The organism is Streptomyces sp. NBC_00236, from assembly GCF_036195045.1.
Taxonomy (GTDB): domain Bacteria; phylum Actinomycetota; class Actinomycetes; order Streptomycetales; family Streptomycetaceae; genus Streptomyces.
In genome coordinates this window covers 7437659-7453590 of record NZ_CP108100.1, presented here as the reverse complement: position 1 = coordinate 7453590, position 15932 = coordinate 7437659, and the positions used below count along the sequence as shown (strand labels likewise).

General features: G+C 69.7%; 19 protein-coding genes and 1 pseudogene. 11 read left to right on the top strand and 9 right to left on the bottom strand.

Annotated features, from left to right (window positions below):
* Positions 1–696: 696 nt before the first annotated feature.
* From OG446_RS33170 to OG446_RS33155, 4 genes are all read left to right on the top strand, one after another.
* Positions 697–1911 (top strand): PucR family transcriptional regulator, encoded by a 1215-nt coding sequence (locus OG446_RS33170; RefSeq protein WP_328897488.1) that lies wholly within the window; start codon positions 697–699, stop codon positions 1909–1911.
* Positions 1912–2133: 222 nt separating this feature from the next.
* Positions 2134–2397: a hypothetical protein gene (locus tag OG446_RS33165; RefSeq protein ID WP_328897487.1), complete on the top strand. Its 264-nt coding sequence runs from the start codon at positions 2134–2136 to the stop codon at positions 2395–2397.
* An 87-nt stretch (positions 2398–2484) separates the two neighbouring features.
* Positions 2485–2958, top strand: a complete 474-nt coding sequence (locus OG446_RS33160) for an SCP2 sterol-binding domain-containing protein (RefSeq protein ID WP_328897486.1) — start codon at positions 2485–2487, stop codon at positions 2956–2958.
* A 5-nt stretch (positions 2959–2963) separates the two neighbouring features.
* Positions 2964–4178, top strand: a complete 1215-nt coding sequence (locus tag OG446_RS33155; protein WP_219567128.1) for an acyl-CoA dehydrogenase family protein — start codon at positions 2964–2966, stop codon at positions 4176–4178.
* A gap of 39 nt (positions 4179–4217) precedes the next feature.
* On the opposite strand, the gene OG446_RS33150 is transcribed toward OG446_RS33155, so the two are convergent.
* On the bottom strand, positions 4218–5474 hold the full coding sequence (locus tag OG446_RS33150) for a cytochrome P450 (protein ID WP_328897485.1): 1257 nt from the start codon (positions 5472–5474) through the stop codon (positions 4218–4220).
* A gap of 78 nt (positions 5475–5552) precedes the next feature.
* Between OG446_RS33150 and OG446_RS33145 the strand changes: the two genes are divergently transcribed.
* Together OG446_RS33145 and OG446_RS33140 are read left to right on the top strand one after the other, a co-directional pair.
* Positions 5553–6380: a hypothetical protein gene (locus tag OG446_RS33145; RefSeq protein WP_328897484.1), complete on the top strand. Its 828-nt coding sequence runs from the start codon at positions 5553–5555 to the stop codon at positions 6378–6380.
* A gap of 55 nt (positions 6381–6435) precedes the next feature.
* Positions 6436–8508 (top strand): MDR family MFS transporter, encoded by a 2073-nt coding sequence (locus tag OG446_RS33140; RefSeq protein ID WP_328897483.1) that lies wholly within the window; start codon positions 6436–6438, stop codon positions 8506–8508.
* A gap of 3 nt (positions 8509–8511) precedes the next feature.
* Here the strand turns inward: OG446_RS33140 and OG446_RS33135 are convergent, their stop codons facing one another.
* On the bottom strand, positions 8512–8721 hold the full coding sequence (locus tag OG446_RS33135; protein WP_328897482.1) for a winged helix-turn-helix transcriptional regulator: 210 nt from the start codon (positions 8719–8721) through the stop codon (positions 8512–8514).
* 38 nt (positions 8722–8759) lie between these two features.
* Between OG446_RS33135 and OG446_RS33130 the strand changes: the two genes are divergently transcribed.
* Positions 8760–8942: a hypothetical protein gene (locus OG446_RS33130; protein WP_328897481.1), complete on the top strand. Its 183-nt coding sequence runs from the start codon at positions 8760–8762 to the stop codon at positions 8940–8942.
* A gap of 36 nt (positions 8943–8978) precedes the next feature.
* Here OG446_RS33130 and OG446_RS33125 read toward each other — a convergent pair whose 3' ends face one another.
* Positions 8979–9419 (bottom strand): YchJ family protein, encoded by a 441-nt coding sequence (locus OG446_RS33125; protein WP_328897480.1) that lies wholly within the window; start codon positions 9417–9419, stop codon positions 8979–8981.
* Positions 9420–9573: 154 nt separating this feature from the next.
* On the opposite strand from OG446_RS33125, the gene OG446_RS33120 reads away from it, so the two are divergent.
* Positions 9574–10731: a M48 family metallopeptidase gene (locus tag OG446_RS33120; protein WP_328897479.1), complete on the top strand. Its 1158-nt coding sequence runs from the start codon at positions 9574–9576 to the stop codon at positions 10729–10731.
* A gap of 306 nt (positions 10732–11037) precedes the next feature.
* On the opposite strand, the gene OG446_RS33115 is transcribed toward OG446_RS33120, so the two are convergent.
* From OG446_RS33115 to OG446_RS33100, 4 genes are all read right to left on the bottom strand, one after another.
* Positions 11038–12024 (bottom strand): linear amide C-N hydrolase, encoded by a 987-nt coding sequence (locus OG446_RS33115; RefSeq protein ID WP_328897478.1) that lies wholly within the window; start codon positions 12022–12024, stop codon positions 11038–11040.
* Between the two features lie 163 nt (positions 12025–12187).
* Entirely contained in the window at positions 12188–12994 is an 807-nt protein-coding gene (locus tag OG446_RS33110; RefSeq protein WP_328897477.1) for an SAM-dependent methyltransferase, read from the bottom strand.
* 81 nt (positions 12995–13075) lie between these two features.
* A complete protein-coding gene (locus OG446_RS33105) occupies positions 13076–13312 on the bottom strand; it encodes a DUF397 domain-containing protein (RefSeq protein WP_328897476.1) in 237 nt (78 codons plus the stop codon).
* Positions 13312–14172 (bottom strand): helix-turn-helix domain-containing protein, encoded by an 861-nt coding sequence (locus tag OG446_RS33100; RefSeq protein ID WP_328897475.1) that lies wholly within the window; start codon positions 14170–14172, stop codon positions 13312–13314. Before OG446_RS33100 ends, OG446_RS33105 begins: the two co-directional genes overlap by 1 nt.
* 205 nt (positions 14173–14377) lie before the next feature.
* Between OG446_RS33100 and OG446_RS33095 the strand changes: the two genes are divergently transcribed.
* Positions 14378–14836 (top strand): ATP-binding protein, encoded by a 459-nt coding sequence (locus OG446_RS33095; RefSeq protein ID WP_219567119.1) that lies wholly within the window; start codon positions 14378–14380, stop codon positions 14834–14836.
* Entirely contained in the window at positions 14830–15270 is a 441-nt protein-coding gene (locus OG446_RS33090) for a hypothetical protein (RefSeq protein ID WP_328897474.1), read from the top strand. Before OG446_RS33095 ends, OG446_RS33090 begins: the two co-directional genes overlap by 7 nt.
* A gap of 58 nt (positions 15271–15328) precedes the next feature.
* Here the strand turns inward: OG446_RS33090 and OG446_RS33085 are convergent, their stop codons facing one another.
* Both OG446_RS33085 and OG446_RS33080 read right to left on the bottom strand, forming a co-directional pair.
* Complete coding sequence (locus tag OG446_RS33085; RefSeq protein WP_328897473.1) at positions 15329–15472, bottom strand: carbohydrate-binding protein; 144 nt, start codon at positions 15470–15472, stop codon at positions 15329–15331.
* Positions 15473–15551: 79 nt separating this feature from the next.
* Positions 15552–15740, bottom strand: a pseudogene (locus OG446_RS33080) (hypothetical protein); the annotation flags it as partial.
* Between OG446_RS33080 and OG446_RS33075 the strand changes: the two are divergent.
* Positions 15655–15906 (top strand): hypothetical protein, encoded by a 252-nt coding sequence (locus OG446_RS33075; RefSeq protein WP_328897472.1) that lies wholly within the window; start codon positions 15655–15657, stop codon positions 15904–15906. The pseudogene OG446_RS33080 and the gene OG446_RS33075 overlap by 86 nt on opposite strands.
* Positions 15907–15932: the final 26 nt, after the last annotated feature.

Genomic DNA, 15932 nt, shown 5'->3' with positions numbered 1-15932 from the left:
CATTTCGCGCGGCCAGGGGCTCGCGGGCCATTGGACGGTCGAGGCCGAACTCACCCCCTGCCGAATGCGCGCAGGCCCGCACCCGGGAGCCGCCCGCCCGGTATTGCGGGATCCGCCGGGGACCGACCGCCCGCGGCGGACCGCCGATCAGGCTGCTCCTCTTCCGGCCGCCGGGCCCAGGCCGGTGACGGACAGTGAGGTCGGTGCGCCGGGGGCCGGTTCGGTGCGGATATCGGAATGTGCGCCTCCGATAGCTCTCCCGGCGCACGGCACTCCCTGCCAAGACATCGGAAAGCCCCGAGCGCACGGCGGTTGCGAACCGAACAGGACAACGGCCTCGGCCTCTCCATGGAGACGCTCCGGAAGCACGCGGTTTCCCGGCTCCCGGAGCAGTCGACGACGAATCGGGCCGAGCCCTCCCAATTTTCCCGTTACCCAGGGTTACTTCATTGTCGCGAGAAGAGTAAACGGCCGGAAAACATTGTCTTGAAGTGAGCATTGGCGCCCGACCTGCACGGAAGGCCCACAACGCGGCCGAGATGTGTGGCCCCTGCACTTCGATCTTGTTCAAGTGGTGTGCACAATGCCTGACTTGGTCTATCTTCATCGCGGACTTGGTACGCACCTGTCGGTTCGTGGGAGCGCTTTCCCCCACTGCCTCACCCCCACCGGGCGCCGGAGAGCAAGGGGAACGTCATGCCGCACCGCATTCATCCGTCCGACGCCGACGATCCGCTGGGGCCGCTCCCGCAGGAGTTCGCCGCAATCATGCGACCCGAACTTCCCAGCCTCATCAAGGAAATAGGCGTCGAGGTGACCCGGGCATATCCGGAGTACGCGCGTCTGCTCGACGGCCCCAACGGGCAGGCGTTGCGGGTCGGTGTGGAGCAGAGCCTCGCCTCCTTCGTCGACCTGGTCGCGGAACCCTCCACGTCCACCAGCCTGCGCGACGACATGTGCCGGCGCTTCGGCCGGTTCGAGGCCTACGAGGGCCGGAGCATGGAGGCGCTGCAGGGGGCCTACCGCCTCGGCGCCCGGGTGGCGCTGCGCCGGGCGAAGAAGGTCGGCCGGAGCTACAGCTTCTCGCCCGCGCTCATGCTCAGCTTCGCCGACGCGCTCTTCGCCTATGTCGACGAACTGGAGTCGCTGTCGCGGGAGGGCTTCCTCGAGGTCCAGTCCCAGTCGGGCGAGCAGAGCGAGGCCACGCGCCGGCGCCTGCTCCATCTCATCCTCGCCGGACGGCCGGTACCGCGCACCGCCATCGCCGAGCTCTGCGAACAGACCGGCTGGCCCTTACCCGACCAGGTCACCCTGGTCGCCGCGCGGGCCCCCGCCGGACTCGACCGGGTCGACGCGGACCGCGACATGCTGGTCGACCTCAGCAGCCCGCAGCCTCACCTGCTGATACCGGGACCGCTGAACGAGGCACGCAGACAGATGCTCGAGCGGGCACTGATCGGCACCCGGGTCGCGATCGGCCCCACCGTTCCCACGGCACAGGCGTCCGACTCCATCCGCTGGGCCCGCCGGGTACTGGAACTCATCGACAGCGGGGCCATCGACGACGCGCCACTCGTGCTGTGCGAGAACCACCTGGTGACACTCTGGCTGCTGTCCGATCCCGCACTGCTCGACCAGCTGGCACAGCGGGAGCTCGCCCCGATCGCGGGTATCACCGCCACCCGGCGGGACCGGTTGATCGAGACCTTGCGCATCTGGCTCGACACCCGTGGCACAGCCGCGCACATGGGCGCCCTGCTCGATGTGCACCCGCAGACCGTCCGTTACCGCATGCGCAACCTGGAGACGATATTCGGCGAGCAACTCATCGATCCGGAAAGCCGGTTCTCGACGGAGGCGGTACTGCGCGCGCTCCAGCTGCGGTCACGCGGTGAGAACCTCCCCCTCTGAGCAGAGCTCCGGCCGCGCGAGGCGCGGGCCGGGGCGGGTACGTCACGACAGGTCAACTTACCTATGGGTAAGCGGAAATAGCCGGTCAGTCCCGAACGGTTGCCACACGGAGACGTTCTCAACGAGAAACCCGGAACTGCGTCCCGTACATATGGAGGAGTCGGCCGCCCACCCGGCGGCCGCGACGCCCGACCTCCTGGCCACCATTCGAGAGGGAACCCCATGACCGCCTCGCACCTGCTCGTCCCCGTACCGATCCCGGACCGCATCGCGGCACTGATCGGCTCCTGCATCCCGGCGCACATCCTGGAGGCGGAGTTCGACGCGGAGTGCGCCGCGCGCGAGGTCCGCAGCTTCCGCGGCCCGCGGCTCGACATCGAGGACCAGGCCGACCGTGAGCAGGCCCTCTCCCAACTGGCCCGCGCCAACAAGGTGCTCTCCGCCCACCATCCCCGGCTGGCGGTGCGCCCCGGCAGCTCCTGGTGACTCCCCCGCCTTGACTCCATCTTGCGAAGGCGCCGCACTGCGCTTACCTTACTCGGAAGTAAGTTTACTCCAGAGTAAGGAACTGGCGTGGCCGACAACAGCAGCGGCAACCTCACCGACGAACTGACCGCCCTCGACTTCGCGGCCGTGTCCCCGCAGGAGTTCGCACGGATCGTGAAGGGCCTGTCCGCCAAGCAGCTCGGCGAGGTCATGCACGGCGAACTGCGCACCCGGGTGCTAGGCGAGGTCTTCGGCCGGATGAAGCAGCAGTTCCGCCCGGAGGCGGCGGGACAGCTCAAGGCGCTGATCCGCTGGAAGATCACCGGTGACACGGACACGGTCTACGAGACCGCGATCGCCGACGGCGCCTGCACCATCAGCGAGGGCCGCTCCGACGCCGAGCCGCGCACGACGCTGGTGATGGCCGACGCCGAGTTCCTCAAGCTGGTCTCCGGTAACGGCAACCCCGTGACGATGTTCATGATGCGCAAGCTGAAGGTGGCCGGCGATGTCGGCCTCGCCTCGGGCCTCACCCGCTACTTCGACATCCCGAAGGCCTGAGGCCGATGAGCTACTTCTCCCTCGCCCTCACCGAGGAACAGCAGGACCTGCGCAACTGGGTGCACGGCTTCGCCGCCCAGGTGGTGCGCCCGGCGGCCGCCGAATGGGACGCCCGCGAGGAGACGCCCTGGCCCGTCATCCAGGAAGCGGCCCGGATCGGTCTGTACGGATTCGAGTCCCTGGCCGACATGTACGGCGACCCGTCAGGGCTCTCCCTCCAGATAGCCAACGAGGAACTGTTCTGGGGCGACGCCGGCATCGGCATGGCGCTCTTCGGCACCTCCCTGGCCGTCGCCGGCATCTTCGCCTCCGGCACACCGGACCAGCTCGCCGAGTGGGTGCCCCAGTGCTACGGCGACGAGGACGACCCGAAGGTGGCGGCGTTCTGCGTCTCCGAGCCGCAGGCCGGCTCCGATGTCTCCGCGATGGCCACGAAAGCGCGTTACGACGAGGCCAAGGACGAGTGGGTGCTCTCCGGCCAGAAGGCGTGGATCACCAACGGCGGGATCGCCGAGATCCACGTCGTCGTCGCCTCCGTCGACCCGTCGCTCGGCGCCCGCGGACAGGCCGCGTTCATCGTGCCGCCCGCGACAAAGGGGCTTGAGGCGAGCCGCACCATCAAGAAGCTGGGCCTGCGCGCCTCGCACACGGCGGACGTCTTCCTCGACGACGTACGCGTGCCCGGCCACTGCCTGCTCGGCGGCAAGGAGAAGCTCGACGCCCGGCTCGCCCGCGCCCGCGAGGGCGGCAACGCCAAGGGGCAGGCGGCGATGGCGACCTTCGAGGTCAGCCGCCCCACCGTCGGCGCCCAAGCGCTGGGCATCGCGCGCGCGGCGTACGAGTACGCGCTGGAGTACGCCGGACAGCGCGAGGCGTTCGGCCGGCCCATCATCGAGAACCAGTCGATCGCGTTCGCGCTGGCCGACATCCGTACGGAGATCGAGTCCGTACGGCTGCTGATCTGGCAGGCCGCGTGGATGGCCCGCAACGACCGCACCTTCGACGCGGGCCAGGGCTCCATGTCCAAGCTGCGCGCGGGCGAACTCGCGGTGTCCGCCACGGAGAAGGCCGTCCAGATCCTCGGGGGCGCCGGGTACAGCCGCGAGCATCCGGTGGAGCGGATGTACCGCGACGCCAAGATCTACACGATCTTCGAGGGCACCAGCGAGATCCAGCGCCTGGTCATCGCGCGGGCGATCTCGGGGCGCCACATCCGCTGACGCGGGATCGTGGGCCGAGGACCGGACACTGACACACGGTCAGGGCCCGGCGACCGGGGTGAACCGCACCGGCAGCGACGCCGGGCCCCGGGTGAAGACACCCTGCTCGGACGGGGTGAACCCGTCCGCGAGCCGTACGTCGGGCATCGCGTCGAGCAGCATGTTCACCCCGGTCCGCACCTCGGCCCTGGCCAGCAGCGCGCCGACGCAGAAATGCCGGCCGAGGGCGAACGCCAGATGGTCGGCCGCTGCGGAGAACGCCGTGGTGCTGGTCAGGTCGGTCCGGAAGAGGTCGAAACGATCGGGGTCGCGGTACCGGGACGCGTCCCGGTTGGCCGAGCCGATCAGACAGGTGACGGTCGACCCGGCCGGCACCCGGCCGCCGCCGAGCTCCACATCGACGGCCGTCTGCCGCATGATCATGTGCACCGGCGGGTTGAGCCGCAGCGTCTCGGCGAAGGCCCGGTCGATGAGAGTGCGGTCCTCCCGTACGGCGGCCAGCTGCTCGGGGTGGGTCAGCAGGTTGGCGAAGATCGAGGCGATGGCCTTGTCGGTGGTCTCGCCACCGGCGGCGAGCAGCAGGCTGCAGAACGCCTTGATGTCCTCGTCGCTCATCCGGACACCGTCGACCTCGGCGGCGCAGAGCGCGGAGAGCAGGTCGTCGCCGGGTGCCTTCCGCCGCTCCTGGACGACCGGAATCATGTACTCGGCGAATTCCTGCCGGGTCCGGTCACCGGCCGCCGCCACCTCCGGGTCGCCCGCGAGGTTGCCGAGGAAGGCGATGACGGTGGTGTACCAGCCGTGGAAGCGGTCGTGGTCGGCCTTGTCGAGGCCGAGCATGTCGGCGATGACGAGGACGGGGAAGCGGGTCGCGAACGCGTCGACGAGATCGGCCTCTCCGGTGTGCCGGAAGGTGTCGATCAGCTCACGTGCGTTGCGCTCGATGACGGGGAGGAACTTCTCCTGGAGGTCGGTGCCCCGGAAGGCCGGGGCCACCAGGGCCCTGCGTACGGAGTGCTCACGGCCGCTGAGCTGAAGGATGGTCTTGCCGTGGACGGGCTCGATCTGCCAGTCGTAGTTGTCGGTGGTGAACTCCCCCGCCTTGTCCCTGAAGACGCGCTCGACGTCCTCGTACCGGGAGACGATGTAGCTGTTGGTGGCCTCGTGCCTGATCAGCGGGTGGCTCTCGCGCATGATCCGGTAGGCCCCGTAGGGATCGGCGGCGAAGGAAGGCGAGAGAATGTCCGGCACGGGCGGTGCTTGCGAGGCGAGTGACTCTTGTGGGGCAGATGTCATGACGCTCCAGGGTCGTTGACGGGCAACGTCGCTCAGGTTATTGACCCACCGTCCGCTCTTGAACCCCCTGGGGGAACCATGCCCGCCGGCCCGCGCCCGTCCGTTCTCTTCGTCACCGATCTCGCCTACGAGGCGCGCGGGCGCCGCTACTGCGACGAGGACATCCACCTGACGTCGCGGCTGCGCGAGGACTTCGACGTCGCTCTCTGCCACCCCCGTGACGCCGCCGCGCTGCTGGAGGGATTCGACGCCGTCGTCGTACGCAACAGCGGCCCGGTGCTGCACTACCAGGAGGCGTACGACGCGTTCTGTGCGCGGGCCCGGAAGCTGGGCACGCGGGTGTACAACCCGCTGACGGGCCGTGGCGACATGGCGGGCAAGCAGTACCTGGTCGATCTGAGCCGGGCCGGGTACCCGGTCATCCCCACCGTGGACCGGGCGGCGGATCTGGGGCTGCTGCCCGAGGCCGAGGGCTATGTCATCAAGCCGAAGCTGGGCGCGGACTCGGTCGGGCTGCGGTTCGTCCGTACCCCTGAGCTCCCGCCGGGGGCGGACGGCACGGAGCTGGTCCAGCCGCGCATCGACTTCCGCTACGAGGTGTCCTTCTACTTCGTCGACCACGACTTCCAGTACGCGCTGTACGCGCCGCACCCGGAGCAGCGGTGGGTGCTGGAGCCGTACGAGGCCGACGCCGCGGATCTGGCGTTCGCGCGCGCGTTCGTCGACTGGAACACCCTCGACCACGGCATCCAGCGGGTCGACGCGTGCCGGACGGAGGCGGGTGAGTTGCTGCTCGTAGAACTGGAGGACCTCAATCCGTATCTCTCGCTGGACCGGGTGGGCGAGCCGGTGCGGGAGGCGTTCGTCGCACGGATGAAGGCCTCACTGAAGGACCTGCTGGGCTGACACGTCCGGCCGCCTCCCGCATGCGGGTGACAGGGGGCGGTGTGAGGGTGCAAAGGTGACCACTGCCAGCGAGATCGCCCCCGCCGCGCAGGCCGCCGGCGCACCGCCCCTGCTCGATCCGCGCCGCCGGAACATCGTCTTCGCCACGATCGTGCTGGGCATTCTGCTGGCCGCCCTCGACCAGACGATCGTGGGCACGGCGCTGCCCACGATCGTCTCGGACCTGGGCGGCGCCGCCCATATGTCGTGGGTGGTGACCGCGTACCTCCTGGCGGAGACCGTGGCGACGGTGCTGGTCGGCAAGTTCGGTGACCTGTTCGGCCGGAAGATCGTCTTCCAGGTCTCGGCGATCATCTTCATCACCGGTTCGTTCCTCTGCGGTCTCGCGACCAACATGACGCTGCTGATCGTGTGGCGCGGTCTCCAGGGCATCGGCGCGGGCGGTCTGATGGTCACGTCGATGGCGCTGATCGCCGATGTGATCCCGCTGCGCGACCGCGGCAAGTACCAGGGTGCGATCGGTGCGGTCTTCGGCGTATCGACCGTCATCGGGCCGCTGCTGGGCGGCCTCTTCACCGACCATCTGACCTGGCGCTGGGCGTTCTACGTCAACGTCCCGATCGCGATCGTGGTGGTCATCGCGGCAGCCAGGACCATTCCGTCCGTGAAGGCGGCGGGACGTCCGGTGATCGACTACCTGGGCATCGCGATGGTCACGGTCGGGGCGAGCTCCCTGATCCTGGCGACGAGCTGGGGCGGCAACGAGTACGCCTGGGGCTCCCCCGTCATCATCGGCCTTTTCGTCCTCGGCCTGGCCGCCCTCGCCGCGTTCTGCTTCGTCGAGTTCCGGGCGAAGGAACCGATGCTGCCGATGCGGCTGTTCAACAATCCGGTCTTCACGGTCTGCTCGATCCTCAGCTTCATCGTGGGCTTCGCGATGCTCGGCGCGATGATCTATCTGCCGACCTATCTGCAGTACGTGGACGGGGACTCGGCGACGCTGTCGGGGGTCCGGACGCTGCCGATGGTCATCGGACTCCTGGCAGCCTCGATCTTCAGCGGCAACGTGGTCAGCAAGACCGGCCGCTACCGGATCTTCCCCATCGTGGGCTCCCTCGTCATGGCGGTCGGACTGTTCCTGCTCTCCCGGATGGGGCCGGACAGCGGGGTGTGGCTGGAGTCGCTGTACATGCTGGTGCTCGGGCTCGGCATCGGGCTGTGCATGCAGGTCCTGACGATCGCGGTGCAGAACACGGTCGACTACGCGGACCTGGGCACGGCGACATCGGGGGTGACCTTCTTCCGGACGCTCGGCAGCTCGTTCGGCACGGCGGTGTTCGGGACCATCTACGCCAACTCGCTCGGGCCGAACCTCGAGGACGGGGTGGCGGCGGCGGTGCGGGCGGGCGGAGATCCGGCGGTGGTGGCGAAGGCCTCGCAGAGCCCGGAAGGGCTGCACTCACTCCCCGACGCCCAGTCGGCACCTCTCGCCCAGGCATACGCCGACACCCTGCACACGGTGTTCCTGTGGACGGTGCCGGTCGCGGTGCTCGGATTCGTCGTGGCGCTGTTCCTGAAGCAGGTGAAGCTGCGGGACACGGCACGGGCCTCCTCGACCGACATGGGTGACGGGTTCGCGTCGCCGAGCGCCGGGGACTCGGCCCGGCTGCTGGAGTTCTCGGTGGCCAAGGTGCTGCGCCGGGTGGACCCGGACACGGCCCGGCGGATCGTGGCCTCGTCCGACACCCGGCTCGACATGGCGGGGGCCTGGGCGGTCATGCAGGTCGAGCTGTTCACCCGGATGGTCGGCCACGCGGGACTCCGGCTGATCGCGACGCGGCACAGGATCCCGCCGGAGGTCCTGGTGCCCGTCTTCGACCGGATGATCGAGGAGGGCTATCTCACCGGGGACGGCCATCTGTTCACCCACACCGAGGCGGGCAGCCGGGAGGCCAGGACCATCAACGACGCCTGGTCCCACTGGCTCACCGAGCAGCTGGGCGACCAGGGAGCACAGGCCGACGACACCCGGCTGCGCGCGGCGGTCGACGTGATCGCCAAGCGGCTGCTGGCGGAGGACCTCACGCAGGAACTGGCTCCGGTCGCCCCGGCAGGGGCGCCGGTCTGACGCCTACGTCCTCCCCGCCGCCTCGTGCGCCGCGCGGGCTTCGAGGAGCGCGGGCAGATGGTCCTTGCTCCAGCTCCTCGCGGCTTCGACGAGGAGCATCAGGGAGTGCCCGAGCGGTGTCAGCTCGTACTCGACCCGGGGCGGGTTCTCGTCGTAGGCGGTACGGGTCACGAGTCCGTCCCGCTCCATCGCCCGCAGGGTCGCCGCGAGCACTTGGGGGTGATGGCACCGAGCGGCACGCCGACTGGCTGATGCTGACGCCGCCGGCGCTGCTGGAGGCGGACGGGGTCAGGACGGGCCGCTACCGGATCGGTGGGGACCGTGTGCCCGAGTCGCCGTCGGCCCGTCTGTCGTACGCGGATCTGGCCGTGGCCCTCGTCGACGCGTACGAGAAGCCGACCCTGCACCGGAAGCGCGTGTCCGTGTTCAGCTGACGGATACCGATTCCGCCCTGTCCCCCGCGCGACGGTTCACTCGGCGAAGACGGCCGACTCGTAGACCCAGGCGCCCTCGTGGCGGACGAAGCGGCTCTTCTCGTGGAGCGAGTCGCGGTCACCGCCGATCGTGTAGTGCGCCCGGAAGGTGACCGTTCCCGTGGTGTGGAAGGCGCTGCCCTCCGTCGTCCCCAGGATCTCCAGCCCCTGCCAGCGCTGCCCGGGGTCGAGGTCAAGGACGGCCGGCCGGTGGTCCGGGTGCCAGGTACGGAGCAGGTACGCGACGTCCCGGACGACGAAGGCGGCGTATCGGGAGCGCATCAGCGCCTCGCACGTCGGTGCGGACGCTCCGGCGTGGAACCGGCCGCAGCACTCGCCGTAGGTGGCGGGCAGCCCGCACGGGCACGGCAGGGCGGGGGTGACCTGGAAGACGGGGGCGGCGGAAGGCCGTCGGGGGCGTGCGGTGCGTCGGGACATGGCTCCATTGTGGCCTGGGGCCGCACCGCTCCGAGTGCCGGGCGTCGTCGGTCGCGCCTTCGGAACATGCGCGGGCCACTTGTCATTCCTGCGCGATGTTGATCAGATCATTTCATCTTCACGCGGCATCAGCCGTTCATTGCCGGGGGGCATCATGGATTCCGACCAGCACGGCCGACCGGCGAGCACCTCACGGGTCGGGTGCGCGAAAGCGGCGGTCGCGTACGCCGTGGCCGGGGTGGTCCATCTCGTCACAGCCGGGCTTTTCCTCACCGGCCTGCGATTGACCGTTCTCGGATTTCGCACGTTCTTCCAGCCGTGGATCGGCCTGTTGCTCCTGGGCATGGCCTTTGCCATGCGTCCGCGGCCCGGGCGACTGGATCCTGACGCGCCGACCGTGCGGGAAGCCGATGCACCGGCCCTGTTCGCGCTGTTGCACCGCACGGCGGACATCGCCGGAGTACGACGCGTCGACGCGGTCCAGTTCACTCCGGACTTCTCCGTGAGCGTCATCCACTACGGCCTTCGTCGCCGACGCTGCTTGGTCCTGGGCCTCCCGCTCTGGGCTGTCTCCCCTCCTCAGCAACGTGTTGCCGCCCTGACTCAGGCCCTGGGCCGGAGCGCTCCCCGCAACGTCCGGGACGGTGCGTTCGTCGGCACGGCCCTCAGGTCGCTGACAGCCGGGTCGCGGGCCGTGCAGGAAGGCGAGCCCTCCGCCACGCCACCACGCATCAACGCTGTTGCCCTGGGCGCTGCCGCCGTGGCAGACGGAACGCGACGCTTCGACGCACGGTCGCGGAAGAGCGAGTGGCTGCTGTGGATTCCCCGGACGGCGCTGGCCGCGACGGCCCGCCTGCTGCTGTGGCTCACGGAACCGGCCGCCCGGCGTGCGCTGTTCGAGGCGGACGACGCGTCGGCCCGTGCTGCTTCCTCGCAGGCCGCTCTCGCCGCTCTGCGTGACGGGCGCCTCGCACGTGCGGTCAGCATGGAGATGCACCGGCTGGCCGTCGAGAAGCGCACCGTCGTCAGGACTCACCGGCCTGCGGCCCCGCAGGAGGATCTCTGGGACATGCTCCACGCGCATGCGGCCCGTCTGCGCGCACAGGACATGCCCCAGCCCTCCGGACCGGACGCACCGGTCTCCACCGGCAACGGTTCCAGCGCCCTGCGCATCGAACGACTGACCCGGGCCCCGCAGTGTCCCGCGGCGATCACGCTCGCCGAGCCCGACCTGGCCCGCATCCGGGAGGAGCTGCGCGTGCCTCGGCAGACAGTGGCGCAACAGGTGCTGCGTGACGGCGTGCGGCTGTAGGACACCGAGCGGGGTGAGGCGCCGGCCTCACCCCGCTTCCGTCACCGTTCAGGCCTTGCGTGCCACGCTCGGCGAGGTCATCGACGTCCCGGGCGACGAACCGATCCCGGGCCACGGGGGTGGAGAGTGAGGCACCCGGGTCGACGGGTTCGAGACCGTGGAGGAAGGCGGTGGGTTCGGCGCGGCTGCGCGGGTGCGGGGCCATGCCCGGGGCCTGCCCGCCCAGTACGCCATACGAGTGAACCGGGCCTTCGACGCTTCGACCTGACCGCTGTGCGGTCGGAAGGGCCGTCTGCCCACTGGGTTCTACCGCGCCGGGAGGAAGTGCATCGGCGGTGCCTGGGCGAAGCGGTCGGTGACGTCTCCGACGAGTCCGCCTTCGAGGCCGGTGTCGTGGGCCAGGTCGAGTTTCAGCGCGGGGGCACCCTCGGAGAGATCGAGTCCGGACATCCGTGCCCACACGATGTTGGGCCGTGATGTCGACTCAAAGACGTAGACGCCGTTGGTCAGGTCCGCGAGTGTGCGCCAAATGGTCTGCGAGGCGTAGGGCTTGTGCGGATCGGCGACACGGAACGGCTGGGCTGCGTTACGCATCACACTCAGCAGTGAAGCGACCCCTTCGGTGATGCCACCGGGCTGCGGAAGCCTGGTCAGGTAGTACGCCGCACGCGCGAAGCGGTCCTCGGGGTCGGTCCCGCCCGGCAGGGGCTCGTTGCCGCCGAGGCCCTCGATCGTGCGCAGGTGCGCGAGCTGCTCGTCGAACGGGGGCGAGTTGGTGACCACCGTGTAGGCCTGGTCGTGGTGCACCCGCGGCTTCCCGTCCAGGTACTCGACGATCGCCGAATCGCCCGAGCTGTCGTCCAGCACCATGTGCAGGGTCACCGACTTACCGCTCGACGGGTCACTCTGTGTCACGATCTGCAGCTGGGAGCTCTCGATCCAGGCCGCCGCGTCAGCGACGGTCGCGAAGTTGTCGAGTACGTACTGCATCCAGACCGCCACGCTCAGAGCCGGCCGGCTCTCGTCCCGCTCGCCGTAGTCGGACTCCGGGAGGAACAGCTGGTGTGCCGCCAGGCCGGCCTCGTTGAGCCCGTCGACGGTCATGAGGTCGTGCGCGCCGGCGACCAGGCTGCCGTACACAGAAGTCCAGGTCAGCGTCCCGCCGAGCCCGTCATCGCGGGCCATGCCGCGTGGGAACGCCCAGAGGTTCGTCCCCATCTCCTCCATCCAGTCCATGTTGCGCCCGACCAGAACAGCCCCGCCCGCGCCAGCCCAGAGTGCCCGCGTGCACATAGATTCTCGCCTTCCGGACGTCAGTGATCCGCACCATCCCGTGCGGATCGGACGCCTGCGCTCGTTGAGAGCCCCATTATGGCGAATTGGGTAAGAATCAACCTCTCGGACGAGTCGCCGCACGGCGGGCGGGGCCACTTCGGTGCCGCTACGCGCCGAACGCTCAGCCCTTGCGGGCCACGCCCGCGTAGCCCGGGATCGGTTCGTCGCCCGGGACGTCGATGACCTCGCCGAGCTCCGGGTGCCAGTCGGCGGAGAGCGAGACACCCGGATCGACGAGTTCGAGACCGTGGAAGAAGGCGGTGAGTTCGGCCCGGCTGCGCGGGCGCAGCGTCATGCCGCGGGCCTTGTACATGGCGGCGGCCTTGGCCGCGCCCTCCGGGTCGAAGTCGCCGGTGGTCTGCGAGAGGATGAGGTAGCTGCCGGGGGCCAGTTGGTCGACCAGGCGGTCCACCAGTTCCGCGGCGCCGTCCTCGTCGTCCAGGAAGTGCAGCAGCGCCAGCAGGGACAGGGCGATCGGCTTGTCGAAGTCGAGGACCTTGCCGGCCGCTTCCAGGATGACCTCGGGCCTGCGGGCGTCGGCCTGGATGTACTCGGTGGCGCCCTCGGGGGTGGAGCGCAGCAGGGCCGCCGCATGGGCCAGGACGATCGGGTCGTTGTCGCAGTACACGACGCGCGCGTCCGGCGCGGTCTGCTGGGCGATCTGGTGGAGGTTGGGCTCGGTCGGTATCCCGGCACCGATGTCGAGGAACTGCCGGATGCCGTTCTCCGCCAGCCAGCGGGTGGCGCGGTGCATGAACGCCCGGTTGACGCGGGCCATGTCACGGCCGCGCGCGTCCACGGCGAGGAGCTGCCGGGCCATCTGCTCGTCGATCGGATAGTTGTCCTTGCCGCCGAGGAACCAGTCGTACATCCGGGCGGGATGCGGCTTACTGGTGTCGATCTCGACGGGGGGCTCGTGCCCGGTCATAGCGCGCTCCTTGGATCCGTGGTCGGCGAACAGAGAAACGACGTCGGTGCGCGGCGACCGGGAACCGCCCGCGCAGTGGGGTCAGGTCAGGAGGAAGTCTGCCTGACCGGCCTTGGCGCCCTGGATGAAAGCGGCGATCTCACGGTGGGTGTAGATGAGGGCCGGGCCCTCGGGGTCCGCGGACTGGCGCATGGCGATTCTTCCGTCGGAGAGCTTCATCGCCTCGACGCAGTTGCCGCCGTTGCCACCGCTCCACGGCTTGTACCAGCCCTCGGAGCCGAGATCGGCGGCCGGCATGCCGTTGTATATGGGTGTCATCACAGCTCCTTGCGGAAGTCCCGGAGGATTTCCTTCGTGCGTTGTGCAGTCGCGGCCTGGGCCGCCATGCGGTCCATGACCTCGAGGTAGGAGGCCACCTCGGGGCGCGCGTCGAAGTAGACGGCCCCGGTCAGGTATTCGCTGTAGACCATGTCGGGGAGTTCGGGGACGGCGAACCGGAAGAGGACGAACGGCCCGTAGGTGCCCGGGTGATGGCCGGTGGAGAACTCGGCGATCTGGAGGGTCACGTTGGGCAGCTCGGTCGCTTCCAGCAGCCGGTCGGTCTGGGCGCGCATGGCCTCGGGGCTGCCCACCGGGCGGCGCAGCACCGTCTCGTCCATGACCACCCACAGCCTCGGGGCGTCCGGCCGGATCAGCAGGGACTGCCGCTCCATCCGCAGTGCCACATGGCGTTCGATGTCCTCGGGCCTGGTCTGGCCGACGGCTCCGGTGCGCATCACCGAGCGCGAGTAGTCCTCGGTCTGCAGGAGCCCGGGAACGAAGTGCGGCTCGTACATCCGCAGGAGGCTCGCGGCGCCCTCCAGGCTGACGTACATGCTGAACCAGTCGGGCAGCACGTCGTGGAAGCGCTGCCACCAGCCCGGCTTGTTGGCCTCCTCGGTGAGGTCGACGAAGGCGTCGGTCTCCTCCTCGGCGATCCCGTAGGCCCTCAGGAGCGACTGCACATAGGGAACCTTGAGAGCGACCTCGGCGGTCTCCATCCTGCGGATCGTCGCCGGAGCGACACGGAGCACCTTGGCTGCCTGGTCCCGGCTCAGGCCGACACGCTCCCGCAGATCCTGCAGGCGCTTGCCGAGAACGACCTGACCCACGGTCGGGGCGGACCGCGGTTCGCTCACTTCAGACCTCCCCATGCGCTGTTTGGCAGCAGTGTGCCATGCGCGTGCCACCAAGAACACTGCCACTCTGAATTTTTCAGAGTGCCCCTTGCCAAGTGTTCACGACAGGGGGAGAGTTGGTGAGTGAACCAGTTCACTCGTCATGCCCGCCCTTTTTCAGGAAGATCGCGAAGCGTGACACAGCCCCCACTGTGAGGATTCGGTCGTGGCACCTGGCAGTGCGCTCATCCCCCGGCTCATGGACCTCAGCCCCGGGACGGAAGCGCTCCGATACTGCTTCGCGCTGCCCGCGCAGCCCGAGTCGGTCGCCGGAGCCCGGCGGCTGACGCGGGCCCGGCTGGACGAGTGGCGGCTCGACGACGACGCCCATGACGCGGCGGTCCTCATCGTGTCGGAACTGGTCACCAACGCGGTGGTGCACACCGCCAGCGCGCGCGTCGTGTGCGAGTTGCGCTGCCTCGAGACCCGGTTGCGCATAGCCGTACAGGACCAAGGACACCAGCCCGGCGGGCCACGTCTGGGCGCCGGCGCCGACGACGAGCACGGACGCGGCCTGCTGCTCGTCGACGCGATGTGCAGCGCCTGGGGGTCCCGCGACGCCGGGAACGGCTCGGGCCGCATCGTCTGGGCGGAACTGCCGCACAGCTCGGAGCACTCATGCTGAAGAACGCCATGTCCCATCTGCTCGGAGCCAGGCGCTCCCGTGAACCCGGCTGCCCCAACGGTGCCGGCATGGTGCGACTGCCGCTGCCCCCTGCCCTCTCGGCGAGCCTGGGCTGCGACGCGGTGGGCGTGCCCGCGCGCTACGGCTTCCGCCTGATGTCCCATCTTCCGCGTACGGGCTGCGTCTTCGCGGACGCGGACCGCTGGTGGTGGATCGTGCCGTCCGGCTCCGACCTCGATCTGGACTGGCCCGTGCAGGCCGCGTACGCGCGCGGGGGGTACGTCCCCGCCGTACGGCCCCGGCTGATCCACCAGCCGGACAGTCGCACGCCGTACACGCCGCCCATTCCGCTGTTCCTGATGGTCTGCCAGGTGACGGGTGTGACGCCCTCGTGGGCGCCCGCGGGCGGACGGCGCGTCGTCTCCGCTCCCTGAGCGCGTTTCCGTGCGGGTGGGGCGGGGCATCGTCCGATGCCCCGCCCCACCCGTCTGCTCACTTGCGGAAGGTCAGCCAGTCGACCGCTGCGGTCTTCTCGCCCCCGGCCGCCACGAGGTACACGTCGTGCGCTCCGGTGACGGTGTGCGGCAGCTTCGCCGACTGCTCCTGCCAGGTGTCCGCTCCGCCCGTGGCGCGCACCGGAAGCACCCCCCACGACCCGCCCCTTCGGGCTGTCCAGGCGCACCTGGAGCACTCCGGTCGCGCCCCGGCCCGGAGCCGCGACGCGGACGGTGATCCGGTCCGCTCCCGCGCCGAACCGGACCTGGCGGAAGCCCAGGCGGTCGCCGGAGCCGAGCAGGCCGGTGGCCGCGTTGCCACGGGTGACGCCCTTGACGTCGGTGGCCTGTTCGGCCTGGAGGGTGGTGGCGGCGTCGGGTCCGTCCGCGTACAGCCGGATCTCGTTCACCGCCCACCCGGTGTCACCGGGCGCGGTCAGCGTGATCCGCAGATGGCGGACCGTCTCCGGTGCGAAGACGGCCTCCTGGGTGAAGGAGCGGCCGCTGACCTCGGCGACCGGCTCGCCCCACTTCCTGCCGTCGGTGCTGGTGGAGACGGTGAAGCCGGACGGGTGACCGGTGGCGTCGAGACCGGCGTCCAG

Bases quoted from the DNA above. Each gene is read 5' to 3' on its own strand.
- OG446_RS33170 (WP_328897488.1), top strand. From the start codon at position 697: ATGCCGCACCGCATTCATCCGTCCGACGCCGACGATCCGCTGGGGCCG.
- OG446_RS33165 (WP_328897487.1), top strand. From the start codon at position 2,134: ATGACCGCCTCGCACCTGCTCGTCCCCGTACCGATCCCGGACCGCATC.
- OG446_RS33155 (WP_219567128.1), top strand. From the start codon at position 2,964: ATGAGCTACTTCTCCCTCGCCCTCACCGAGGAACAGCAGGACCTGCGC.
- OG446_RS33150 (WP_328897485.1), bottom strand. From the start codon at position 5,474: ATGACATCTGCCCCACAAGAGTCACTCGCCTCGCAAGCACCGCCCGTG.
- OG446_RS33145 (WP_328897484.1), top strand. From the start codon at position 5,553: ATGCCCGCCGGCCCGCGCCCGTCCGTTCTCTTCGTCACCGATCTCGCC.
- OG446_RS33130 (WP_328897481.1), top strand. From the start codon at position 8,760: ATGCTGACGCCGCCGGCGCTGCTGGAGGCGGACGGGGTCAGGACGGGC.
- OG446_RS33125 (WP_328897480.1), bottom strand. From the start codon at position 9,419: ATGTCCCGACGCACCGCACGCCCCCGACGGCCTTCCGCCGCCCCCGTC.
- OG446_RS33120 (WP_328897479.1), top strand. From the start codon at position 9,574: ATGGATTCCGACCAGCACGGCCGACCGGCGAGCACCTCACGGGTCGGG.
- OG446_RS33115 (WP_328897478.1), bottom strand. From the start codon at position 12,024: ATGTGCACGCGGGCACTCTGGGCTGGCGCGGGCGGGGCTGTTCTGGTC.
- OG446_RS33110 (WP_328897477.1), bottom strand. From the start codon at position 12,994: ATGACCGGGCACGAGCCCCCCGTCGAGATCGACACCAGTAAGCCGCAT.
- OG446_RS33105 (WP_328897476.1), bottom strand. From the start codon at position 13,312: ATGACACCCATATACAACGGCATGCCGGCCGCCGATCTCGGCTCCGAG.
- OG446_RS33090 (WP_328897474.1), top strand. From the start codon at position 14,830: ATGCTGAAGAACGCCATGTCCCATCTGCTCGGAGCCAGGCGCTCCCGT.